The organism is Bradyrhizobium sp. CFUWI (genome assembly GCF_056429085.1).
Genome location: NZ_JBWJZE010000005.1, coordinates 433,238 through 456,997, shown reverse-complemented (window position 1 = coordinate 456,997; position 23,760 = coordinate 433,238). Strand labels below are relative to the sequence as shown.

Annotated in this window: 23 protein-coding genes; 3 read left to right on the top strand and 20 right to left on the bottom strand. The window is 65.6% G+C overall.

The window, feature by feature from the left end; all coding sequences use genetic code 11:
* Window positions 1-327: 327 nt before the first annotated feature.
* The 3 genes from AC066S_RS14655 to AC066S_RS14645 all read right to left on the bottom strand — a co-directional run bounded on the left by AC066S_RS14655 (window position 328) and on the right by AC066S_RS14645 (window position 3,759).
* Complete coding sequence (locus AC066S_RS14655) at window positions 328-1,335, bottom strand: Hsp33 family molecular chaperone (protein ID WP_478270019.1); 1,008 nt, start codon at window positions 1,333-1,335, stop codon at window positions 328-330.
* A 280-nt stretch (window positions 1,336-1,615) separates the two neighbouring features.
* On the bottom strand, window positions 1,616-2,551 hold the full coding sequence (gene argF / locus AC066S_RS14650) for an ornithine carbamoyltransferase (RefSeq protein ID WP_135163341.1): 936 nt from the start codon (window positions 2,549-2,551) through the stop codon (window positions 1,616-1,618).
* Window positions 2,551-3,759 (bottom strand): aspartate aminotransferase family protein, encoded by a 1,209-nt coding sequence (locus AC066S_RS14645; protein ID WP_164718549.1) that lies wholly within the window; start codon window positions 3,757-3,759, stop codon window positions 2,551-2,553. The genes argF and AC066S_RS14645 overlap by 1 nt, the downstream gene beginning before the upstream one ends.
* Before the next feature lie 458 nt (window positions 3,760-4,217).
* On the opposite strand from AC066S_RS14645, the gene AC066S_RS14640 reads away from it, so the two are divergent.
* A complete protein-coding gene (locus AC066S_RS14640; protein ID WP_126257260.1) occupies window positions 4,218-4,727 on the top strand; it encodes a GcrA family cell cycle regulator in 510 nt (169 codons plus the stop codon).
* Window positions 4,728-4,963: 236 nt separating this feature from the next.
* On the opposite strand, the gene phoB is transcribed toward AC066S_RS14640, so the two are convergent.
* The 14 genes from phoB to AC066S_RS14570 form a co-directional block, all read right to left on the bottom strand.
* Complete coding sequence (phoB, locus tag AC066S_RS14635; protein ID WP_126257259.1) at window positions 4,964-5,677, bottom strand: phosphate regulon transcriptional regulator PhoB; 714 nt, start codon at window positions 5,675-5,677, stop codon at window positions 4,964-4,966.
* Between the two features lie 14 nt (window positions 5,678-5,691).
* Window positions 5,692-6,408, bottom strand: a complete 717-nt coding sequence (phoU, locus tag AC066S_RS14630) for a phosphate signaling complex protein PhoU (RefSeq protein ID WP_028138971.1) — start codon at window positions 6,406-6,408, stop codon at window positions 5,692-5,694.
* Between the two features lie 11 nt (window positions 6,409-6,419).
* Complete coding sequence (gene pstB / locus AC066S_RS14625; RefSeq protein WP_126257258.1) at window positions 6,420-7,241, bottom strand: phosphate ABC transporter ATP-binding protein PstB; 822 nt, start codon at window positions 7,239-7,241, stop codon at window positions 6,420-6,422.
* Window positions 7,238-8,083 (bottom strand): phosphate ABC transporter permease PstA, encoded by an 846-nt coding sequence (gene pstA, locus AC066S_RS14620; protein ID WP_126257257.1) that lies wholly within the window; start codon window positions 8,081-8,083, stop codon window positions 7,238-7,240. Before pstA ends, pstB begins: the two co-directional genes overlap by 4 nt.
* Before the next feature lie 4 nt (window positions 8,084-8,087).
* Window positions 8,088-9,077, bottom strand: coding sequence for a phosphate ABC transporter permease subunit PstC (pstC, locus tag AC066S_RS14615; RefSeq protein ID WP_164718557.1), 990 nt, complete (start codon window positions 9,075-9,077; stop codon window positions 8,088-8,090).
* A gap of 169 nt (window positions 9,078-9,246) precedes the next feature.
* A complete protein-coding gene (pstS, locus tag AC066S_RS14610; RefSeq protein WP_126257255.1) occupies window positions 9,247-10,260 on the bottom strand; it encodes a phosphate ABC transporter substrate-binding protein PstS in 1,014 nt (337 codons plus the stop codon).
* A gap of 144 nt (window positions 10,261-10,404) precedes the next feature.
* A complete protein-coding gene (locus AC066S_RS14605; protein WP_478270018.1) occupies window positions 10,405-11,703 on the bottom strand; it encodes an ATP-binding protein in 1,299 nt (432 codons plus the stop codon).
* A 44-nt stretch (window positions 11,704-11,747) separates the two neighbouring features.
* Window positions 11,748-12,803 (bottom strand): lysylphosphatidylglycerol synthase domain-containing protein, encoded by a 1,056-nt coding sequence (locus AC066S_RS14600; protein ID WP_126257253.1) that lies wholly within the window; start codon window positions 12,801-12,803, stop codon window positions 11,748-11,750.
* A gap of 425 nt (window positions 12,804-13,228) precedes the next feature.
* Complete coding sequence (locus AC066S_RS14595; RefSeq protein WP_478270017.1) at window positions 13,229-13,660, bottom strand: GNAT family N-acetyltransferase; 432 nt, start codon at window positions 13,658-13,660, stop codon at window positions 13,229-13,231.
* Window positions 13,661-13,678: 18 nt separating this feature from the next.
* Window positions 13,679-13,906, bottom strand: a complete 228-nt coding sequence (locus AC066S_RS14590; protein ID WP_478270016.1) for a SelT/SelW/SelH family protein — start codon at window positions 13,904-13,906, stop codon at window positions 13,679-13,681.
* A gap of 11 nt (window positions 13,907-13,917) precedes the next feature.
* Window positions 13,918-14,823: a haloalkane dehalogenase gene (locus AC066S_RS14585; protein ID WP_478270015.1), complete on the bottom strand. Its 906-nt coding sequence runs from the start codon at window positions 14,821-14,823 to the stop codon at window positions 13,918-13,920.
* Window positions 14,820-15,410 (bottom strand): TetR/AcrR family transcriptional regulator, encoded by a 591-nt coding sequence (locus AC066S_RS14580; RefSeq protein WP_135168960.1) that lies wholly within the window; start codon window positions 15,408-15,410, stop codon window positions 14,820-14,822. Before AC066S_RS14580 ends, AC066S_RS14585 begins: the two co-directional genes overlap by 4 nt.
* A 97-nt stretch (window positions 15,411-15,507) precedes the next feature.
* Window positions 15,508-15,804: a hypothetical protein gene (locus AC066S_RS14575; protein ID WP_167771919.1), complete on the bottom strand. Its 297-nt coding sequence runs from the start codon at window positions 15,802-15,804 to the stop codon at window positions 15,508-15,510.
* Window positions 15,805-15,806: 2 nt separating this feature from the next.
* Window positions 15,807-17,201 carry an OmpA family protein gene (locus tag AC066S_RS14570; protein ID WP_478270014.1) on the bottom strand — a complete coding sequence of 465 codons (1,395 nt, stop codon included), beginning with the start codon at window positions 17,199-17,201 and terminating at the stop codon, window positions 15,807-15,809.
* Between the two features lie 164 nt (window positions 17,202-17,365).
* On the opposite strand from AC066S_RS14570, the gene AC066S_RS14565 reads away from it, so the two are divergent.
* On the top strand, window positions 17,366-18,424 hold the full coding sequence (locus AC066S_RS14565; RefSeq protein WP_478270013.1) for a polysaccharide deacetylase family protein: 1,059 nt from the start codon (window positions 17,366-17,368) through the stop codon (window positions 18,422-18,424).
* A gap of 71 nt (window positions 18,425-18,495) precedes the next feature.
* Complete coding sequence (locus AC066S_RS14560; RefSeq protein WP_126257245.1) at window positions 18,496-19,296, top strand: SDR family oxidoreductase; 801 nt, start codon at window positions 18,496-18,498, stop codon at window positions 19,294-19,296.
* An 80-nt stretch (window positions 19,297-19,376) separates the two neighbouring features.
* On the opposite strand, the gene boxB is transcribed toward AC066S_RS14560, so the two are convergent.
* The 3 genes from boxB to AC066S_RS14545 form a co-directional block, all read right to left on the bottom strand.
* Entirely contained in the window at window positions 19,377-20,828 is a 1,452-nt protein-coding gene (gene boxB, locus AC066S_RS14555; RefSeq protein WP_126257244.1) for a benzoyl-CoA 2,3-epoxidase subunit BoxB, read from the bottom strand.
* Window positions 20,829-20,927: 99 nt separating this feature from the next.
* Complete coding sequence (gene boxC / locus AC066S_RS14550; protein WP_478270012.1) at window positions 20,928-22,616, bottom strand: 2,3-epoxybenzoyl-CoA dihydrolase; 1,689 nt, start codon at window positions 22,614-22,616, stop codon at window positions 20,928-20,930.
* Between the two features lie 187 nt (window positions 22,617-22,803).
* Window positions 22,804-23,622 (bottom strand): alpha/beta fold hydrolase, encoded by an 819-nt coding sequence (locus AC066S_RS14545; protein ID WP_478270011.1) that lies wholly within the window; start codon window positions 23,620-23,622, stop codon window positions 22,804-22,806.
* Between the last annotated feature and the right edge of the window lie 138 nt (window positions 23,623-23,760).

The following is a 23,760-nucleotide window of genomic DNA, read 5'->3' as shown; positions in this document are numbered from 1 at the left end:
GCCGACGCTGCCGCGTCCACCGCAAGCCCGGCTCGCGAAATTGACGACCGCAAGATCGCCCCTCCTGGATGAGCCGGGATGGCCGACACATACGCCAAAACCGAATTTCGGTAAAGTGGAATATTTTTGCTTGGATGGATTGACAGAGGGCGACACAGCAAGGGGTGCCGTAGCCCGGATGAGCGGAGCGACATCCGGGACAGCACGGGATGCAGGCGGGCGGCCCCGGATATCGCTCCGCTCATCCGGGCTACAGGAGCTGAGCTGCCGTCATCGAGAGATCGTGGGCACGGCGCTTTGCGCCTTTGCCCACCCTACCAGAGCTCGCTACGCATTTTCCACGCCCGCCTCGTGCGGCGTGAACTGGTAGACCGAGCTGCAGAACTCGCAGGTCACGACCACCTTGTCGTCTTTGACCATGGCGGCGCGGTCGTCGGGCGAGAAGCTCTTGAGCATCGCGGCAACCGCATCGCGCGAGCAGGAGCACTGCGCCTTGAGAACCAGCGGATTGAACACGCGCACGCCGCGCTCGTGGAACAGGCGGAACAGCAGCCGCTCGCCGGAGAGCTCGGGATCGATCAGCTCGACGTCCTCGACCGTCTCGATCAGCGAACGCGCCTCGACCCAGGCATCGTCCTCGGTGATGGCATGCACCTCGACGCCATCAGGGGCATCGCCGGGATGCAAGTCCGCCTGCCGCGCGCGCTCCGGCGCCTTCGGCAGAAACTGCATCAGCATGCCGCCGGCACGCCAGCGATGCTTGCCGCCGTCGTTGGAGCGCCACTCCTCGCCGACCGCGAGACGCACCTTGGTCGGGATCTGCTCGGAGCGCAGGAAATATTCGTGGGCGGCGTCTTCCAGGCTGCCGCCGTCGAGCGCGACCAGGCCCTGGTAGCGGCTCATGTCGGGGCCCTGGTCGATGGTCATGGCGAGATGACCGCGGCCGAGCAGCGCGCCGGAATCCCTGGCGTCGCCGAGACGCGCGGCATCGAAGCGGGCATAGGCGCGCAGGCGATCCGGCGCCTGGTAGTCCACCACCAGGAACGACACCGGACCGTCGGTCTGGGCCTGGAGGATGAAGCGCCCCTCGAATTTCAGCGCCGAGCCGAGCAGCGTCGTCAGCACGATGGCCTCGCCGAGCAGCTTGCCGACGGGCGCGGGATAATCGTGCTTGGTCAGGATGTCGTCGAGCGCCGGACCAAGCCGCACCAGGCGCCCACGCACGTCGAGTGCATCGACCTCGTAGGGCAGCACGGCGTCATCGATCGGAACTGCGGATGGCGCGCGAACCGGGCCTTCGGACCCGGTCTTCATGTCAGGAGATTGGAAAACCATGGCGCTCTATCTGGGGTCGGAGGTGGGAAATGGAAGGGGCGCGGAGGTGGCATGTTCCGGGTGCGGGTTGAGCGGTGGCAAGCCGCCTCAAATTCGATGTCGTCCGGGGGCGCGCGAAGCGCGAGCCCGGGATCCATAACCACAGGCTGCGATTTGGCGAAGACTGTTGGCGTCGCCCAGCCTGCCACAAGAACGATTCCGCGGTATGGGTCCCTGCGTTCGCAATGCGTTCGCAGGGACGACACTTGCGTATGAGGCGGCAGCCGGACCGCCAGCGCGGTTATTTCACCGCGTCGAAGCACCAGGCCAAGATGCCCTTTTGCGCGTGCAGGCGGTTCTCGGCCTCGTCGAACACGACCGATTGCGGGCCGTCGATCACCTCGTCGGTGACCTCCTCGCCGCGATGGGCAGGCAGGCAATGCATGAACAGCGCATCGGGCTTGGCAAGTGACATCAGCTTGCCGTTGACCTGGTAGGGCTTGAGCACGTTGTGGCGATGCTCGCCTTCCTTGTCGCCCATCGACACCCAGGTGTCGGTGACGACGCAATCGGCGCCGCGCACGGCGGCTTCCGGATCGGTGCCGAGCACGATCGGCGCGCCCGTCGCCTTGACCCAGTCGCGCATCGCCTTTTTCGGCGCGAGCTCCGGAGGTGTTGCGACGTTGAGCTGGAACTTGAAGCGCTCGGCGGCGTGCGCCCAGGACGCCAGAACGTTGTTGTCGTCGCCGGTCCAGGCCACCGTCTTGCCCTCGATCGGGCCGCGATGCTCCTCGTAGGTCATGAGGTCGGCCATCACCTGGCAGGGATGCGAGCGCCGCGTCAGGCCGTTGATCACGGGCACGGTGGCGTTGGCCGCAAGCTCCAGCAACGCATCGTGATTGAGGATGCGGATCATGATGGCGTCGACATAGCGCGACAGCACGCGCGCGGTGTCGGCGATGGTCTCGCCGCGGCCGAGCTGCATCTCGGCGCCGGTGAGCATGATCGCCTCGCCGCCGAGCTGGCGCATGCCGACGTCGAACGACACCCGGGTCCGCGTCGAGGGACGCTCGAAAATCATCGCCAGCGTCTTGCCTTCGAGCGGCCGCACCGGCTGCTGCGCCTTCTGCTTCGCCTTCATGGCGCTTGATGCGGCGAGCATGCGCTTGAGCTCCGACAAGGGCAGCTCGTTGATGTCGAGGAAGTGCTTCGGCGTCTTGGTGGGAGACTTGCTCATCAGCTTGCCGCCCGCTTGCTCTGGCCGGCCGCCAATGCGGTGCAGGCACGCTCCAGCCGCCCGACGCTGTCCTCGATCTCGGCCTCGGTGACGATCAAAGGCGGCAGGAAGCGCACGACGTTGTCGCCGGCCCCGACGGTCAGGAGCTTTTCGTCGCGCAAGGCGGCCACCAGATCGCCCGAGGGCACGACGGCCTTGATGCCGATCAGGAGGCCCTCGCCGCGCACCTCGTTGACGATGTCGGGGTGACGGTCGATCACGGAGGCGAGCTTCTGCTTGAGCAGCAGCGACATCTTCTGCACGTGGTCGAAGAAGCCGGGCTTGAGCATGACGTCGAGCACGGCGTTGGCCGCGGAAATCGCCAGCGGATTGCCGCCGAAGGTCGAGCCGTGCGAGCCGGGGCCCATGCCGGCCGCCGCATCCGCGCTCGCCAGCACGGCGCCGATCGGGAAGCCGCCGCCGAGCGCCTTCGCCAGCGACATCACGTCAGGCGTGACGCCGGTGCGCCGATACGCGAACAGATCGCCGGCACGGCCCATGCCGGTCTGCACCTCGTCGAAGGCGAGCAGCAGGCCCTTCTCGTCGCAGAGCTGGCGCAACGCCTTGAGGAAAGCGGGCGGTGCCGAACGCACGCCGCCCTCGCCCTGGATCGGCTCGATCAGGATACCGGCGGTGTCGGGGCCGATCGCCTTCTTGACGGCATCGAGGTCGCCATGCGGCACCTGGTCGAAGCCGTCCATCGGCGGACCGAACCCTTCGAGATATTTTGCAGAGCCTGTCGCAGCGAGCGTCGCCAGCGTGCGGCCGTGGAAGGCGCCTTCGAACGTGATGATGCGGTAGCGTTCCGGATGCCCTTTGGAGAAGTGATGATGGCGCACCAGCTTGATCACGCCCTCCAGCGCCTCGGCGCCGGAATTGCAGAAGAACACGAAGTCGGCAAAACTCTCGTTGCACAGGCGCGCGGCGAGCTTCTCGCCGTCCGGACTCTGGAACAGGTTCGACATGTGCCACAGCTTCGTCGCCTGCTCCTGCAACGCCTTGATCAGATGCGGGTGGCAATGGCCGAGCGCATTGACGGCTACGCCCGAGGTGAAATCGAGATAGCGATCGCCATTGGTCGCGATCAGCCAGCAGCCTTCGCCGCGTTCGAAACCGAGGTTGGCCCTGGCGAAAACGGGGAGCAAATGCGGGGCTGCGCTGTTAGTCATGACGGCCACTTGATGTTGCGGACGGTGTGAGGCGTGCTTTGCGCAACGCACCATTGACCGGCCCGGAAAACGAAACGTGCCGCCTTTTAAGGGCGGCACGCGCGACCATCTTAGGCCTGGTGAAACGGGTGTCAATGCCGCCCGGAAAGCCCCGCGAAACGCTGAATCCGTAGTCTTGCGGTGCCGATTTTGCGGGTTTTTCACCACGGAACATGTGGACGCGAGTCGGCGGACTCTTGCGCGGGAGTCACGCCATATTGTAGCGTTTGGACTGTCAGATACGACATCTCGTGCAGCAGTTCTGATCCCTTAAGTCCTCATGTACCGGCGTAAACGTTCGGGCGTCTTGAGCGCGCCCGGCGAGCCTTAAGGGATTCTGGCGGCACGGGTTTTTGAAGGCTTAGACAATCGTTGCGAGGGCCCCAGGATGGCAGCCGCGCAGCGAGGGAAAGGGTGCAATGACGGTTTTGACCTGGTCCGACGATCGCGTCGAGCAGCTGAAAAAGCTCTGGGAGGCCGGACTTTCGGCCAGCCAGATCGCAGCAGAGCTCGGCAATGTGACCCGCAATGCCGTGATCGGCAAAGTGCACAGGCTCGGCCTGTCCGGCCGCGCCAAGAGCCCTTCGTCGGCCGCGCCCCGGCCGCGCAAGGCGCGTCCCGCCCAGCACATGATGCGGGTGACCCGCCCCATCGCGCGCGGCAACACCGCGCTGGCGCAGGCCTTCGAGGTCGAGATCGAAGCCGAACCCGTCACCTACGACAACGTGGTGCCGATGAGCCAGCGGCTGTCGCTGCTCGAATTGAACGAGGCGACCTGCCACTGGCCGGTCGGCGATCCCTCGAGCCCGGATTTCTTCTTCTGCGGCGGCAAGGCGCTGTCCGGCCTGCCCTATTGCGCCCAGCACTCGCGCGTGGCGTATCAGCCGGCGGCCGATCGCCGCCGCGCACCGGCGAAGCCCACGCGGTGAGCTCGCGGAATTAACTGATCGCCTAGACTGCAGCCGTCACACGATGACGGCTCCAATGACTCGGTGTCATCCCCGCGAACGCGGGGATCCATAACCACAGGGCGCAATTGTTGCGCGAGATGGTGACTCCGAGTCTTCGCCAAACCACGTCCTGTGGTGATGGGTCCCGGATCTGCGCTGACGCTTGTCCGGGACGACACGGAGAGTGCAGCTACAGCCGCTACACCCAACGCCTGCTAACCCGACGCCTGCTCCGCCTTGGCGAAGCGATCGTCCAGTGCGTAGCCGGCGCCGCGGACGGTGCGGATCGGATCCTGCTCGCGGCCGAGATTGAGCAGCTTGCGCAGGCGGCCGATATGGACGTCGACGGTGCGCTCGTCGATGTAGATGTCGCGGCCCCAGACGCTGTCGAGCAGCTGCTCACGCGAGAACACCCGGCCGGGATGCTCCAGGAAGAACTCCAGCAGGCGATATTCGGTCGGGCCGAGATCGATCGGGCGGCCCGAGCGCGCGACGCGGCGCTTGTCACGGTCGAGCTCGATGTCGCCATAGGCGAGCACGGTGGCGAGCCGCTCGGGACTGGCGCGGCGCAAGAGGCCCTTCACGCGCGCCAGCAGCTCCGGCACCGAGAACGGCTTGACGATGTAATCGTCGGCGCCGGTCGCAAGACCCCGCACCCGCTCGCTCTCCTCGCCGCGCGCGGTGAGCATGATGATGGGCAGCTGCTTGGTCTCGGGCCGGGTGCGCAGGCGCCGGCACAGCTCGATGCCGGAGAGGCCCGGCAGCATCCAATCGAGCACGATCAGATCGGGAATGTGCTCCTTGAGGCGGGTGTCGGCGTCGTCGCCGCGCATCACCGTCTCGACGTCATAGCCGTCGCCTTCGAGGTTGTAACGCAGCAGCTCGGTGAGAGCTTCCTCGTCCTCAACCACCATAATGCGTGCGCCCATGGTGTCGTCGCTCCTTAGGTATTCGGGATCGTCGTGGCGAAGTTCGTCATGTCGCCCTTCGGCCGCTTGTCGGTGATCGCCTGGCCCTCGATCATGTAAAACACGGTCTCGGCGATGTTGGTGGCGTGGTCGCCGATGCGCTCGATGTTCTTGGCGCAGAACATCAGATGGATGCAGAACGAGATGTTGCGCGGATCCTCCATCATGTAGGTGAGGAGCTCGCGGAACAACGAGGTGCAGATCGCGTCGACTTCCTCGTCGCCCTTCCACACCGCCATCGCCGCCGGCAGATCGTGCGCGGCATAGGCGTCGAGCACCGACTTGACCTGCTGCTGCACCAGGTCGGTCATGTGCTCCAGGCCGCGGAACAGCTTGAGCGGATGGAAGTCGGTCTCCAGCGCGGCGACGCGCTTGCCCATGTTCTTGGCGAGGTCGCCGATGCGCTCGAGATCGGTCGCAACCCGCATGGCGCCGACGATCTCGCGCAGGTCCACCGCCATCGGCTGGCGGCGGGCGATGGTGAGCACGGCGCGCTCCTCGATGCGCTTCTGCAGCGCGTCGAGATCGGCGTCGATGGCGACGACGCGCTGGCCGAGCGCGACGTCGCGGCGGATCAGCGCATCGACGGAATCGACGATCATGCGCTCGGCGATCCCGCCCATCTCGGCGACCAGGCGGGTGAGCTCCTGGAGGTCGGTGTCGAAGGCCTTTGCGGTATGTTCAGTACCCATATTGCGTCTCCTCAGCCGAACCGGCCGGTGATGTAGTCCTGCGTCCGCCGGTCGGTCGGCGACGTGAAGATCTTGCTGGTGTCGTCGAACTCGATCAGCTCGCCGAGATACATGAAGGCGGTCTTGTCGGAGACGCGCGCCGCCTGCTGCATGTTGTGGGTGACGATCGCGATCGTGTAGTTCTCGGACAATTCCTGGATCAGCTCCTCGACCTTGGCGGTCGAGATCGGGTCGAGCGCCGAGCAGGGCTCGTCGAACAGGATCACCTCGGGCCGCACCGCGACGGTGCGGGCGATGCAGAGGCGCTGCTGCTGGCCGCCGGAGAGCGACAGGCCGGAGGCGTTGAGCTTGTCCTTGACCTCGTTCCACAGCGCGCCGCCGCGCAGCGCCTTCTCGACGCGGTCGTCCATCTCGGACTTCGAGATCTTCTCGTAGAGGCGGATGCCGAAGGCGATGTTCTCGTAGATCGTCATCGGGAACGGGGTCGGCTTCTGGAACACCATGCCGACCCGGGCACGCAGCAGGTTGAGGTCGAGCTTGGGATCGAGGATGTTGGTGTGGTCGAGCAGCAGCTGGCCGGTGGCGCGCTGCCCCGGATAGAGGTCGTACATCCGGTTGAAGATGCGCAGCAGGGTCGACTTGCCGCAGCCGGACGGGCCGATGAAGGCCGTGACGCGGTTGGTGCCGAGCGCCAGATTGATGTTCTTCAGCGCGTGGTGCTCACCGTAGTAGAAATTCAGGTTGCGCGCGGTGACCTTGGCAGGCGCCTCAGGCAGCGGCTGCGAGCCGGGATGAACGCTCGGCGCGCTGACGGAAACAGACATTTCACTCATTTTGCGGTCCTCTCGGCACCAAGGATGCGGGCGCCAATATTCAGGGCAAGCACAGTCAGGGTGATCAGCAGCGCGCCGCTCCAGGCGAGCTGCTTCCAATAGGCGTAGGGGCTCTGCACGAAGTTGTTGATGGTCACCGGCAGGTTGGCCATCGTCTTGTCCAGGCCGAGGCTGAAGAACTGGTTGGACAGCGCGGTGAACAGCAGCGGCGCGGTCTCGCCGGCGACGCGGGCGGTGGCGAGCAGCACGCCGGTGATGAGGCCGGAGCGGGCCGCGCGGTAGGCGATGCGCTTGATCACCAGCGAGCGCGGCAGGCCGAGTGCGCTGGCGGCTTCACGCAGCGGGTTCGGCACCAGCAGCAGCATGTCCTCCGTGGTGCGCACCACGACCGGGATCACGATCACGGCGAGCGCCAGCGCGCCCGCGATCGCCGAGAAGCCCCGCATCGGCACCACCACCGCGCCGTAGATGAACAGGCCGATGATGATGGAAGGCGCCGAGAGCAGGATGTCGTTGATGAAGCGGATCACCGAGGTCAGCTTGTCGTTGCGGCCGTACTCGGCGAGGTAGGTACCGGCGAACAGGCCGAGCGGCGCGCCGATGCCGACGCCGATCGCGGTCATGATGATCGAGCCGACGATGGCATTGCGCAGGCCGCCGTCGGTCGAGCCCGGAGGCGGCGTGTCCGCGGTGAATAGCTCCAGGTTCAGGCCGCTGATGCCGTTGTAGAGCAGCGTGACCAGGATCAGCGCGAGCCAGGTGACGCCGAAGGCGGCGGCGGCGATGCAGAGGCCGCGGATGACGATGTCCCAGCGGCGGCGGCGTGCATAGATCGGGTTCATGGCTTCACTTCCCGGCCTTGGTTTCCAGCCGCATCAGCATCAGCCGCGCGGCCGCGAGCACGAAGAATGTCAGCACGAACAGCAGCAGGCCGAGCAGGATCAGGCCGGACTGATGCAGGCCGTCGCTCTCGGCGAACTCGGACGCGATCGCCGCCGAGATCGTGGTGCCCGGGGCGAAGATCGAGGAGGAGATCCGGAACGAGTTGCCGATGATGAAGGTCACCGCCATGGTCTCGCCGAGCGCGCGGCCCAGCGCCAGCATGACGCCGCCGATGATGCCGACGCGGGTGTAGGGGATCACCACGCTGCGGACGACTTCCCAGGTGGTGCAGCCGACGCCGTAGGCCGCTTCCTTCAGGACCGGCGGCACCGTCTTGAACACGTCGACCGAGATCGAGGTGATGAAGGGCAGCACCATGATGGCGAGGATCAGCGCGGCGTTGAACAGGCTGAGATAGGACGGGGGACCCGCGAAGATCGCGCCCAGCACCGGGACGCCGTCGAAGACCCTGATCATGAAGGGCTGGAAGGTGTTGGCGAGGAACGGGCCAAGCACGAAGAAGCCCCACATGCCGTAGATGATCGATGGGATGCCGGCGAGCAGCTCGACCGCCATGCCGATCGGGCGGCGCAGCCATTGCGGGCAGAGCTCGGTCAGGAAGATGGCGATGCCGAGGCCGACGGGAATGGCGATCAGCATCGCGATGAAGGAGGTGACGAGCGTGCCGTACATCGGTCCGAGCGCGCCGAGCACGGGCGGATCGGCCGACGGCGCCCAGCGCTGCGTCCACAGGAAGGAGAGGCCGTATTCCTTGATCGCCGGGAACGCGCCGACGATCAGCGAGATGATGATGCCGCCGAGAATGAGCAGCACCGAGATCGCGGACAACCGCGTGATCCAGTAGAAGGTAACGTCGCCGAGCTTGAACGCGCTCAAGGCCTTGGCGCGGTCATACGGTCCGGCGTCGTCGATCACATCGCTCTGAACGGCCATTTCTGCCACGCCGATCCCCTGTACTGATTATACTTGTTCTTGCCGGTTTGGTCCCGGGCCCCGGATGCGGCGCGAAGTATCGCGACGCTGATCCGGGGGGCCAGCTCTTTTGGGTCCCGGCTCCGCGCAGCAGCGTTTCACGCTGCAGCGCGTCCGGGACACGAGGGTCTCAGCTCTTGATCTCGGCAGCCCAGGTCTTCTCGATCTGCTGGACGACGCTGTCCGGCATCGGGATGTAGTCGAGCTCCTCGGCCGCCTTGCCGCCGTTCTTGAAGGCCCAGCGGAAGAACTTGATGGCTTCCTGCGAGGCCGCCTTGTCGGTGGCATCCTTATGCATGAGGATGAAGGTCGCCGCCGTGATCGGCCAGGACTTCTCGCCCGGCTGCTCGGTCAGGATGACGTAATAGCCGGGCGCCTTGGCCCAGTCGGCGTTGGAGGCGGCCGCCTGGAAGGCTTCGACGGTCGGCTGCACCGGCTTGCCCGCCTTGTTGACGAGGCCGGCGTAGGTCAGCTTGTTCTGCTTGGCATAGGCGTATTCGACATAGCCGATCGAGTTCTTGGTCTGGCCGATATTGCCCGACACGCCTTCGTTGCCCTTGGCGCCGACGCCGACCGGCCACTCGACCGCGGTGCCCTCGCCGACCTTGCTCTTCCAATCCGCGCTGGCCTTGGAGAGGTAGTTGGTGAAGTTGAAGGTGGTGCCCGAGCCGTCCGAACGGCGGACCACGGTGATCGCGTCCGACGGCAGCTTCAGGTTCGGATTGAGCTTCTTGATCGCGGCGTCGTCCCACTTGGTGATCTTGCCGAGATAGATATTGGCCAGCGTCTGGCCGTCGAACAGCAGTTCGCCCGGCTTCACGCCCTCGAGATTGACGACGGGGACGATGGCGCCCATCACCATCGGCCATTGCACGAGGCCGTCCTTCTCGAGCTGCTCGGCCTTGAGCGGCGCATCGGTGGCGCCGAAGGTCACGGTCTTGGCCTGGATCTGCTTGATGCCGCCGCCGGAGCCGATCGACTGGTAGTTCAGACCGTTGCCGGTTTCCTTTTTGTAGGCGTCAGCCCACTTCGAATAGATCGGGAACGGGAACGTCGCGCCGGCGCCCGTGATGTCGGCGGCAAGCGCCACCGTCGTCGATGCGGCGACCAAGCCGGCAGCGACCATCGTCTTGAGGAAATTCATGCTGGTCTCCATACAGGGGAGCGAAGCGCAATCCGCGCCCGATCGCGCTCCCCGCGCCGCCCGTTTAGGAGCGGTCGGCTGTGCTTTTACGAAGGTTTCGTGACAGTCGGATGACAATGGCAAGCAATTGATATTGCTTGGATTTCAGGTCGCCTCGGAAGTCCTGATTTGGGGAAAACAGGCGGTGAAAGTGGCGCCCTGCTTGGGCACGCTTTCGATCAGGAGCCGGCCGCGATGGCGGTTAAGAATATGTTTCACCAGCGATAATCCGAGGCCGGTGCCGCCCTGCGAGCGACTGTCGCCGACGTCCACGCGGTAGAACCGCTCGGTCAGCCGCGGCAGGTGCTCGGGTGCGATGCCGGGGCCGAAATCGCGGACCATGATCCGGATTTCCTGTGTTCCGTCAGGGGCGGCGGCCGAGGTCAGCGACACGATGACGCGTCCGCCGGAGGCGCCGTATTTGAGGGCGTTCTCGATCAGGTTCTCGAACAGGCGGAGCAGCTCCTCGCGGTCGCCGGCGATCATCACCGGGCTATCCGGCAAATGGATCTCGACCTCGACCTGGCGCTCGCGCGCCAGCGGCTCGAGCCCGTCGGCGACCTGGCGGATGATCGGCAAGAGGTCGACCAGGGTGTCGGGCCGGACATGGGCCGACAGCTCGACCCGCGACAGCGACAACAGATCGTCGATCAGGCGCGCCATGCGGGTGGCCTGGTTGTGCATGATGCCGAGGAAGCGCTCGCGCGCCTTGGGATCGTCCTTGGCCTGCCCCTGCAGCGTGTCGATGAAGCCCGATAGCGCGGCCAGCGGCGTGCGCAGCTCGTGGCTGGCATTGGCGACGAAGTCGGCGCGCATCTCCTCGACCCGGCGCAGCGGAGTCTGGTCGTGGAAGGTCATCAGCATGCATTTGTCGGCGCCGCCGAAGCTGGTCGGCACCGGCACCGGCGTGATCATGAGTTCCATCCAGCGATCGACCGGGACGTGATCGAGATAGGTCGCGCGCCGCGGCTCGGTGGTCGCGATCGCCTCGCGCAGCGCCGTGATGATCTCCGGCGAGCGCAGCGCGAACTGGGCGAGCTCGTTCCTGCGCAGCGCCGGCGCGAGCTGGGCGGCGGCGGCATTGAGGTGGATGACGCGGCCGGCGCGGTCGAGCAGCACCGCCGGATCCGGCATGCCGGCCACCACCGCAGCCACCGCCGCGCTCTCGACCGGATTGATGCGCCCGACGTCGTCACGCGAAGCGGCGGGATCGTGCAGGCGCCACGGGATCAGCGCAGCGGCGGCGATGCAGAGGAATACGATCGCGGCGGGCAGCGCCGCCAATTCACCAAGCGAGACGATGACGGCCAGCGCCAGCGCCGCAGCGATCAGGATGATCGTCGAGTGCCGCAGCCGGTCGGACCAGGGCTGGGCGGAGGGAGAAGATGGGGCGTCGATCGCCATCGGGGCGGACTTCTCCTGGGGGCTTGTCTCAAAGCTTGGCGCCGTCAGGCGCCGCTGTCGCTACGCTCTCTGACATAGGCGGCTTCGCGTGCCGGGCCGGGGTCGAGCTTGAGCGCCGCCTGCTGCAAGCGCTTAGATCGCGCGCCGATGATAACTTCGCGAAACGTCAGCAAGATTACAGAGATGACAAAGGGGGACAGATAATAGAGGACGCGGAACAGCAACATGCCGCCCAGAAGCTCCTCGCGGTCCATCTGCCAGAGGCCGACCAGCATGGCGGCGTCGAACACGCCGAGCCCGCCGGGCGAATGGCTGGCGAAGCCGAGCAGCGTCGCCGACACGAAGATCACCGCGACCACCACGAAGCCGAGATTGGGCTCGTCCGGGACCAGCACGTACATCGCCAGCGCACAGAAACCGAGATCGATGATGCCGATCGCGATCTGGAGCAGCGTCAGCGGGCCGCCCGGCAGCACCACGGTCCAGGGCCCGCGGCCGACCACGCGCGGCTGGGTCCAGACCCAGGCCACGTAACCGACCAGGCTTGCGATGATCATCAGCGCCAGCGTCCGGTTCAGCCACGGCGGCAGCTGATCGATCGAGGCGGCGGCCTCGGGATGATAGGCGATGCCGAGGCCGAGCACGGCGGCATTGCCGAGCCAGAAGGTCAGGCCGGCGAGAAAGCAGATCTTGGCGACGTCGATCGCGTTCAGCCCATAGGCCGAATAGATGCGATAGCGCACCGCGCCGCCGGTGAAGACGGAGGCGCCGACATTGTGGCCGATCGAATAGCTGGTGAAGGCGGCGAGCGCGTTGATGCGATAGGGCACATTGGGACGGCCGATCGCGCGCACGGCGAACAGGTCGTAGAAGGTCAGGGTGAAATAGCCCGCGGCGACGAACAGCGCCGCCATCGCAATCTGGCTCGGCTCGGTGCTCTTGATCGCCTCGAGGACCTCGTTGAAGTCGATGCCGCGCAGCATGTGGTAGAGCACATAGCAAGCGATGCCGATGACCGCGACGCTGATCACAACGCCAAGCTTATGCAGGATTTGCTTCTCGCGCAGAAACGACGTCGCCCTGCGTATGGCTTCCAGCATCTAGACCTCGAACAACGCTTCAGCGGCCAGAACGGCCGGCGGACAGACGGACGGCGCACAGGCACGCGACGACCCCTCGCCGCCGGCTCCGGCATCGCGCATGCCCCCTGCCTCTCCACTAGCGCGTTTTGAGCCGGAGTGGAATTCGCCAATTCGAACAAAAACACGTGCCTTCAATATTTTAGGCAGGGTCTTGGCTCCTGATGCAGGGTTTGGCGCCTTCGGCGGCAAGCTTGAGGCGAATCTCCTTGGCAATCCTGCGCAGACGCCATGAAGTTTTGATGATTTCGGCCGCACAATGTTCCGTCACGCCTTAAGCCGACGTCAATCTATGGACGGCGCCCGCCTGTTGAAAGAGGGGCATCCTGGGCATCGTTCGCGAATTGTCCCGATGCGCCGGAAGGTCGCGGGGCCGTGACCTGCCCTCAAGGCGCGGTCAGATAGCCGCGGCGATAGGCGCCGGCCTGATCGTCGAAGATCGCCATGGCGGTGGTCATCCGCCTGAAGCCCAGGCGCTCGTAAAACCCTTCCTTGCCGGGCACGGCATAGAGGATGATCTTGCGATGGCCGCGGCAACGCACAAGCAGACGTTCGATGATGTCGCGGCCAAGACCCTGCCCCTGGCGGTCCGGGTGGACGGCAATATCGCAGAGATAGGCGCAGTCGCGGCCGTCGGCCAGCACGCGCCCCGCTCCGACGATGCGGCCGTCCTCCATGGCGAAGGCGCGAAACATGCTGTTGCCGAATACCAGCGCAAGGTCGGCCGGCGTCTTGTTGCCGAGCGGGGCGATCCGATAGAGCTCGGACAGCTCGTCCCAGTCGGTCCCGGCGAGATCGTCAACCCAGACGATCGCCATTGCGAAAACCCTCCCGGCTCATTCCCGCGCGGGGTTGACGGCAGCGACGATGTCGTCGCCGTCAGGAAAATGGCCTTTGCTGCGGCTGGCGACAATCCGGTCGCCGAGCTTGACCTGGAAAATACCGCCCTTACCGGGGACGAGATCGGCGTCCAGCCCCAGCTGTCGGCGCAGCGCTGCAGCCACCTCTTTGGCGCGCTTCTCGTAGCCGCACGGCCGGCAATAGATGATGGTCACCTCCGACATCCCGCCCTCCGTCAGGCCGCAAGCTGCCGGCGCACAGCTTCGATGCCGGCGATCCAGCCGGCCAGGGAACGGCCGATCGCGTCGGAATGATCCTCCTGGAGGTAGTGCCTACCGGGGCCGAGGCGGACGAGCGCGCAGTGCTGGAGCGAGGCCGCGAACGTCGCGGCGAACTCGGGCGTAACGACCGCGCCCGGATCGCCCGCGAACAGCAGCTTCGGATATGAGGACGCCTTCAGCGAGGCGTGAGCCGATTGCAGCGCCTGATAGACATCGGCGGGCTCGCCGGCGATCGGCAGTTCACGCGGGAATGCCAGAACCGGACGGCGGCTCGCCGGGGTGGGAAAGGGCGTGCGATATGGCGCCATCTCGCCTTCGCTCAAACTGCGCAGGATGCCCGCCGGCAATACGCGTTCGACGAAGGCGTTCGCCTCCAGGATCATGGCCTCCCCCTCGCCCGGCGTCCTGAATTTGCGGAACGTCTCGCGCGCAGCTTCGACCTGGTGGAAATCCTGCCAGGTCGGCATCGGCCGGATGAATTCCATGAAGGCAAGGCCGCGCACCAACGCCGGCCGGCGCGCCGCCAGATGAAACGCAAGCGCCGTGCCCCAGTCCTGCGCAACGAGATAGGCGGAGGAAATGCCGAGCTGTTCGATCAGCGCGTCGAGATAACGCACATGGTCGACGAAGCGGTAGGCGATGTCGGGCTTGCCGGAGCGGCCGAAGCCGATGAGATCGGGCGCAATGCAATGCGCCACCGGCGCCACCAACGGCAGGATGTTTCGCCAGATGTGCGACGAGGTCGGATTGCCGTGAAGGAAGAGCGCGACCGGCGCGTCCTGCGCGCCCGTCTCGCGATAGGCCATCGTGCTTCCCAGCACGGCGGCGCTGCGGATCTGAATCTCGGCTTGCTGGCTCATGTCGGCTCCTTGAAGACAGTCTTGAATGCAATGGTCTTGAAGCGCTCGAGCGCCTGGGGCGTGCGGTCGACCTTCATGCGCAGGATCGCGCCCTGCCAGGACGCGAGCAGGAAGTCGGCAAGCTCCTCAGGCGCGAATTCGGAGTCGATCTCGCCGCTTTCCTGTGCCTCGCGGATGCAGGCGGCGAAGGGCATGCGCCACTCGGCAAATATTTCAGCAAGGCGGGCGCGCAGCATCTCGCTGCTGCCGGCCGCTTCCAGACTGAGATCGCCGATCAGGCAGCCGCGTCCGTAGCCGTCGGCTTCGAGCCGTCCGGTGATGATGTCGAGATAGCGCTTGAGCCGCGCCCGCGGGGTCAGCGAGCCGTCTTCGAGGGCCTCCGCGACCAATCCCTTCGTGATCTCGAAATAGCGATCGAGCACCTCCGAGGCGAACGCTTCCTTGGAGCGGAAATGATTGGTGAAGGACCCCTGTGGCGCGCCCGCCGCGGCGGTGACATCGCGCACGCTGGTGCCGTGATAGCCGGTCCGGAACATGACCTTGAGGCCGGCGTCGAGGATGGCGTCTTTGAGCGAGGGCTTGGGCATGAGGGAATAATACGTACGTACGTATTATTGTCAAGCGCTGAGATTTCCTCCGCTCGGTGACCCGTGTCGGGATAATGGGGAGCTTGGTGGCGGAGCCTCAGCCGGCCCGCATGCTGCGCGCGACCACGCGGTCGCGCAGCCAGGCGCCGATGGTGCAGCCGACGAGGTAGCAGGCGAACATGATCAGGCCGAGGTCGAGCCAATAGCCGAAGCGGCCGGGGACCACATGGGCGAACGAGGCCGCGACCAGCGCGGCGGCGAGCGCGGCGAGCCAGCGCGCGGTCACCTTCGAGGTGCCGTTGCCGCGCTGGACCACCGAGATCCAGCCCATGCAGAAGCCCAGCAGCACCGAGCCGATCAGCCAACCCAGATGGAACGAGACGAGATAGGGCATCGTCACCTCACCAGAAATTCGATGCGGCGGTTCTGCGCCTTGCCGTCGTCGGTATCGTTGCCGGCGACGGGCTGCGTGCTGCCATGGCCAACCGCGGTGAAGCGGCTCGCGGGCAGGCCGGCCCTGACCAGATAGTCAATCACCGCCTGCGCGCGCTTCTCGGAGAGGGCCCGGTTGAAGCCGTCCTCGCCGTCGGCATCGGTATGCCCGGCAACCTCGATATTCACGGCAGGGCAACGCAGCGCCGTCTCGATCAGATGATCGAGGATGCCGGCGGAATCCGGATCGATGTCGGCACGCTTGGGCGTGAAGCGGATCTTGCCCTTGGCCAGCAGGTCCGTGAACAATTGCTGGCACACGGTGCCGTCGACCGGCCCTGGCGCAGGCTTCACGGTGATCTCCGGCTTGTACTGCCAGTTCTTCGGGAAGTCCTTGCCGAGCCCTGCACGGATCTCGTTGGCGGCCCCCTCGTAGAGCGCATCGCCCGACAGCTTCACCTCGCGATCAGACACGACGAGCGTGCCGGTCGACAGCCGCGACAGCGCGCCGAGCGCGGCGACCACGGCCGTGTTGAAGGAGCCGGGGGCGCCGAGGCTGGCCTTGAGATTGTCGACCACCTTCTCGGTGAAGAACTTTCGCCCGGCGCTGGTGGCGATCGCCGCATGCACATTGTTGTCGGGGACGTAGCCGGTCAGCGTCACGGTCGCCGCGACCGGATCCTTGTAGGCCTGGAAGATGTAGGGCGGGGCCTTGACGTCGTTGGCGGCGACCGAAAAGCCCTCCGGCAGGTTCTTCAGCGCGGCTGCGATCGCCTCGCGGCCGCCGAGCTCGCGCGCCATGCCCGACAGATTGACCTTGGTATCCGTGATCGTGATCTTGCCGTCCTTCAGCTTGCCGATCTGGTCGAGCAGCAGCATCGCGGCGGCTTCGAACCGCGGCGGCGCACCGCGCGCCAGCCCCATCTGGTCGGCCACCTCGGCCCCGCCGATCTCCTTGCGGGCCGCCTCGGTCAGCCGGCCCTTGATCGACGGCAGCGGCGCGGAGCCCGACAGCGTCACCCGCACCACGTCGCGCTCGGCGTTCCAGACGAACGGTTGGGCTTCGGGAACAAGCCGGGTCCGGTCGTCGACCAGGCGCACGCCCGGAACGGTCTCGACCGCCGTCACGGCGTCGCGGCGCCCCTCCTCGGAGAACGCGTCCGCGACCAGGCTGACGTCGCGGCCGTCGACCGCGATCCGGGTCTTGTCCAGAACGGTCCCCTTCAGCGCCGCCGAGCTGCGGGCCGACAGGTCGGCCTCCACCGGTAAGGTGTTATTCCAGGCCGCAAATCCCCACATGACGGCCAGGGGAATCAGCCCCGGCCACCATTTGCCGGCCCACCTGAAAAGCTTCTGCATTCGACGACCCGAACTCTGGAACCGGAGACAAAACAAACCCTTGGCAGGCTGTCAAACCGGAAATGGCGCCCTTCCGAAGGCATGGCCTGGACAATCGGAATAACTTTTTCTTCAAGGGTTCTTCCGTAAGTTGAAGACGGAATGCCAGAGTCCGCCGACGGGTCATGAAACAACTGCGTAACAACGTCATCCGCGCCGGGCTGGGAGCACTCTATTTCAGCGGGGCACACCATCTGCTGCGCCCGCTCTTGTCGGGCGTCGGTGCCATTTTCATGCTGCACCACGTGCGGCCGGCCCGCGAGGCCGCGTTCCAGCCGAACCGGCATCTCGAGGTCACCCCCGAATTCCTGCGCGCGACGCTGTGCCATTTGCGCGCGAGCGACATCGACATCGTCACCATGGACGAGCTGCATGAGCGGCTGGTGCAGGGCCGCTTCGACCGCCGCTTCGCCGCCTTCACCTTCGACGACGGCTACCGCGACAATCTGGACCACGCGCTGCCGGTGCTGCGCGAATTTGACGCGCCGCTGACGGTCTATGTCGCAAGCGATTTTGCCGAAGGCACGGGACGGCTGTGGTGGACGGCGCTGGAGGCCGTGGTCGCCAAGGCCGAGCAGGTCGACGTCAGAATCGGCCATTCCGCGCTGCGGCTCGATGCGACGACGCCGGCGGCCAAGCAGGCCGCGTTCGACCGCCTGCACGACTGGCTGCGCGCGCTGCCGGGCGAACATGACCTGGCGCGGGAGATCGAGGCTCTCTGCACGGCGTACGACGTCGACATGGCGGCGCTGTGCCGCAACCTCTGCCTGTCCTGGCCCGAGCTGAAGACATTTGCCGCCGATCCGCTGGTCACGATCGGCGCGCATAGCGTCAGCCATTGCAACCTTGCCAAGCTGGCGGAAGACATCGCCGCGCAGGAGCTGGCCGTGAGCCGGGCGCGGATCGAGCAGGCGCTCGAGTGCCCCGTGCTGCACCTCGCCTATCCCTATGGCGACCGCGAGGCCGCTGGCGTGCGCGAATTCGGCCTGGCTGCGACGGCCGGCTTCAAGACCGCGGTGACGACGCGGCCCGGCATGCTGTTTGCCGAGAATGCCGGCCAGATGACGGCGCTGCCGCGCGTCTCGCTCAACGGCAATTACCAGGACGCGCGAATCCTGCCGGTGCTGACCTCGGGCGCTGCGACCGCAATGTGGAACGGCTTCCGCCGGATCGCGGCGGCGTAGCTGCGCTCCGCTAGCGGAGATTGACTCCCCTTCCCGCCCCGCCCAAAACAGCGCCAACCAAGGGAGGCACCATGTTCAACGACCTGTTCTCGCTCAAAGGCCGCGTCGCGCTGGTGACCGGCGGCTCGCGCGGCATCGGCAAGATGATCGCGGCGGGATTTCTCAGCGCCGGCGCCGCAAAGGTCTACATCACCGCGCGCAAGGCGGGGCCGTGCGAGGCGACCGCCAGGGAGCTCACCGCGCAATATGACGGCGAATGCATCGCGCTGCCGATCGACATCTCCACCGTCGAAGGCTGCGACAGGCTCGCCGGCGAGATCATCAAGCTGGAGCCGAAGCTCGACATCCTCGTCAACAATGCCGGCGCCGCCTGGGGCGCGGAGTTCGACGAATTCCCCGAAAGCGGCTGGGACAAGGTGATGGACCTCAACGTCAAGTCGCTGTTCTTCCTGACCAAGGCGCTGGCGAAACCGCTGCGCGCGGCCGCAAGCGCAGAACGTCCGGCCAAGGTGATCAACATCGCCTCGGTCGACGGCATCTTCGTCAACCCGGGCGAGACCTATTCCTACGCCGCCAGCAAGGCCGCGGTGATCCACCTGACGCGGCGCCTGGCGACCAAGCTGATCAAGGACAACATCAACGTCACCGCGATCGCGCCGGGCGCCTTCAAGTCCGACATGAACCGGGCCGCGCGCGACCACGCCGACGAGGTCGCACAGCGCATCCCGTCGCGGCGCATCGGAAGCGACGAGGACATGGCAGGTGTGGCGATCTATCTCGCCTCGCGCGCGGGCGACTACGTGGTCGGCAACACCATCGCCGTCGACGGCGGCGTGGTGTACGCGAATGCGGGCCTGGAGATTGCGGGATGAGAAGCGCGAATGGCGAGTAGCGAATGGCGAATAGACGCTCGCCCATTCGCTACTCGCCATTCACCATTCGCCAACTTTCTTTACGACTCGATCTTCACGTACTCGAAATCGCCCGGCTTGTTGTCGATGCCGACCTTCGGCGGCGAGATCCAGGAGGCGTACTTGCCGGTCTCGGTGACGGGCTGCATCAGCGAGGTGATGAAGTCGCCGTCGTTGGCTGAGGGCAGCCATTCGTCCTTGCGCCTGGCCCAGGTGGCGTCGTCGATCAAGATGCCGTCGGGCGTGGCGTGCACGTCCTTGAACTCGCCGATGTGGCGGTGGAAGGCGACGTTGGGCAGCTTGAGCTGAAAATCATAGCCCGCGGTCGAGATCACCTTGTTCCAGCGCAGCATGCCCTTGACACAATCCTGGCTGTAATCGTCGCGCAGCCGCATGTTGAGCGCGGTCAGCGCGGGCTCGTCGACCAGCTTGATCTCGCCGTTGATCAGCTTGAGCACCGGATAGGTGGAATTCTTGAGCTGGTGATCGTCCTCGATCTGGGTTTCGTGATAGCGGCCCTTGATGCCGGCGTTGAAGGCGTTGGCCGCGTTGGTCGAGACCTCCGAGCCGAACAGGTCGAGCGACAGCGTGTAGTGCAGGTTCAGCTTCTTCTGGATGGTCGGCAGGTCGATCACCCCGAGCGCGCGCACCTTGGCGATGTCGGTGGGATCGGTGATGCCGGCGGCCTTCATCGCATCGCAGGTGCGCTGCACGACGCGGGTGATGCCGGTCTCGCCGACGAACATGTGGTGCGCTTCCTCGGTCAGCATGAAGCGGCAGGTGCGCGACAGCGGATCGAAACCGGACTGCGCCAGCGAGTGCAGCTGCATCTTGCCGTCGCGGTCGGTGAAGTAGGTGAACATGAAGAAGGACAGCCAGTCCGGCGTCGCCTCGTTGAAGGCGCCCAGCATGCGCGGCGCGTCGGCATCGCCGGAGCGGCGGCGCAGGAGATCATCGGCTTCCTCGCGGCCGTCGCGGCCGAAATATTTCTGCAGCAGGTAGACCATCGCCCAGAGGTGACGACCTTCCTCGACATTGACCTGGAACAGATTGCGCATGTCGTAGAGCGAGGGCGCGGTCTTGCCGAGATGGCGCTGCTGCTCGACCGAAGCCGGCTCGGTATCGCCCTGGATCACGATCAGGCGGCGCAGCATGGCGCGATGCTCGCCCGGGACTTCCTGCCAGGCCGGCTCGCCATAATGCTCGCCGAACGGCACGACGCGGTTCTCTTCCTGCGGCGCAAGCAGGATGCCCCAGCGATATTCGGGCATGCGCACATAGTCGAACTTGGCCCAGCCGCGCGGATCGACGGAGTACGCCGTGCGCAAGTAAACCAGCGATTCCTGGAAGCCCTCCGGCCCCATGTCGCTCCACCAGTCCATGTAGCCGGGATGCCAGCCTTCCAGCGCTTTCAGCACCTGACGGTCTTCGGCGAGATTCACGTTGTTCGGAATCTTGGTCGAGTAGTCGACGTTCATGATGTTCATGTTCATGGTGACCTCCCGTGGGGGACTAGCTCGTTTAAGGGGGCGAATGGCGAGTAGCGAATGGCGAGTGAAAATTCCTATTCGCCATTCGCCACTCCCTATTCGCTACACTCGCGTCATATCGAATTTCGGCTTCTGGCCGCTGCCATAGCGGCGCAGCGCGCCTTCCTCCCCGACCGCGTTCGGGCGCTGGAAGATCCAGTTCTGCCAGGCCGTGAGGCGCGCGAAGATCTTTGATTCCATGGTCTCGGGGCCGACGAAGCGCAGGCTCGCCTCCATGCCGGTGAGGCTGTCGGGCGAGAAGCTGGCGCGCTCCTCCAGGAACACGCGAACCTCGTCGTCCCAATCGATGTCGTCGAGCGCGAAGGTGACGAGGCCGAGCTCCTCGGCCTGCTCGGCGTCGAGGCTGGTGCCGAGCGTTGCTTCCGCGCGCTCGACATCGGAGGGGTCGGCCTGGAAGCGCGACTGCAGCCGGGTCAGCCCATGGCTCATCGGGTAGGGGCCGAAATTCATCGCGGACAGCTCGATCGAGGGCGGCGGACGGTTGTCGCCCTGGCGCGTGCCGATCAGCATGTAGGAGCGGTCGGCTGCGAAGACGAGCTCGGCGAGGGTGCCGGCAAAGCAGGAGCCGGGCTCGACCAGCGTCACCAGCGTGCGCGAGGTGACGTCGATGCGCTTCAGCACGCGCTTCCAGTAATGCCTGATTTCGTTGACCAGCCAATGCGCCTTGTTGGCTTCGAGGAAGGCGTCGTGCGCGAGCACATGAGCGCGGTCGCCATGGCTCTTGAAGACGAGCATCGCGATCTCGAGCTCGTTGATGCGCAGATGCAGGATGGCGTCGTCGAGCTCGCGCGCCACCCGGAGCGGCCAGAACGAGGCGCCCTGCGCCATCATGCCGTCGATGTCGGCAGGCGGCGCGGCCTCCGGCGCCTTGATCGAGATGGTGGCGATGCGGGCCGTGCGGTCGATGTCGACCGTGACGAAGCCGTAGCGGATGCTGGTGTCGTCGATCAGGCGCTTGAGCGGCGTCAACGCGATGCCCTTGCCGCTGCCCTTGCGCTTCGAGGCCGCCGCGAACTCCTTGGCACGCTCGGCGATCTTGGCCTCGAGCTTGGAGTTCGGCGCGATCTCGTCGACGAGGCGCCATTGCACGGCGCGCTTGCCCTTCACGCCTTCCTCGATGGTGCAGAAGAAATCGGCGTGATCGCGGCGCACCTTGCGCTTGTCGACGACGCGCGTCAGACCGCCTGTGCCGGGCAGCACCGCGAGCAGCGGCACTTCGGGCAGCGCCACGGCGGAGGAGCCGTCGTCGGCGAGGATGATGTGGTCGGTGGCGAGCGCCAGCTCGTAGCCGCCGCCGGCGGCCGAGCCGTTCACCACGGTGATGAAGCGCTGGCCGGAATTCTCCGAGGAATCTTCCATGCCGTTGCGGGTCTCGTTGGTGAACTTGCAGAAGTTCACCTTGTGGGCATGGGTGGAGCCCGCGAGCATGCGGATGTTGGCGCCGGCGCAGAACACGCGGTTCTTGGCCGAGCGCATGACCACGACCTTGACCTCGGGATGCTCGAAGCGCAGGCGCTGGAGCGCATCCGCAAGCTCGATGTCGACGCCGAGATCGTAGGAGTTGAGCTTGAGCAGATAGCCCTCGAACAGGCCGCCATTCTCGTCGACGTCCATGGTCAGCGTCGCGACGTCGCCGTCGACCGCGAGCTTCCAGTGCTTGTAGCGGGACGGTTCGGTCTGGAAATCGATGAATGTCGCGCCGCCTGCGAGGCGCCGATCTTCCCCGGCCATGGGTCATCCCTGAGCTTGATTATGCATTTTCGCCGTAGCGTTAGATGCACAATAGTGCATCTTTTTGAGCGCGTCTAGCCCTTAACGGAGCTCACATGCATTTTGTTTCATCTCAGGGAAGACAACGGCGAACGCTCCAATCCCGTTGCTGTTCAGCGCGTTCGGTTCTGTCAGACCGCTGCCGCTCTCACGCGGCGCGGCCTTGCAGTCCCTCATCATCGCGCAGCGCCGCTCTCGCGAACTGCTCGATCGCCTCCAGCGTCGCCCCAGGCGCGTCGCGATGCGGCGAATGGCCGGCATCGGAAACGATCTTCACGTCGACCGGGCAGTAGCACTCTTCCTGCGCGATCTCGACCTGACGCAGGGTGCCGTACTGGTCATCCTTGCCCTGGACGATCAAGACAGGCACGCGGATATAGGCGAGGTATTCGGAGATGTCCCAGTCGCGGAATTTGGGATCGAGCCAGGCGCCGTTCCAGCCGTAGAAGGCGTTGTCGACGTCCTTGTGCCAGCGCGCAAGCTTTGCCTTGAGGTCCGTGGTCTCGAACGTCGTCTTGATCTCCGCGATGGATTTCACCGAGAGGTCCTCGACGATGAAGTGCGGGGCGATCAATCCGATGCCATGCAAACGGTGATCCTGGTGCGAACCGGCATAGATCGCCGCGATCGAGGCGCCGTCGGAATGGCCGAGCAGGAGGCCGCGCTTGAACGGAATGGCGTCGAGGATTTTCGGCAGCACGTCCAGCGCCTCGCGCTGCATGTAGTCGAGCGGCCGCGGCAACGGCACGGGGCTCGATTGGCCGTAGCCCGCGCGCGAATAGGCGAAGATGCCGGCGCCGGTCGCCTGCTGCAGCTTTTCCGGAAAGTCGCCCCAGAGCCCGACCGAGCCGAGGCCTTCGTGCAGCATCACGATAGTCGGCGCATCCGCCGATTGCGGCGCGAGCCATTTGTATTCGAGGCTGGCGCCGCCGATGTTGAGGAAGCCGGTGGGGGTGAGGTTTGTCATGGTGTCACTCTTATTCGCAATGAGGACGAGACGCGTCGGCGCACTCCGTCGTTCCCTCCCCCCTTGCGGGGGAGGGCTAGGGAGAGGGGTGCCACACCGGGACTCCCAGTGTGACGAAGAACACCGTGCGCGCGACGA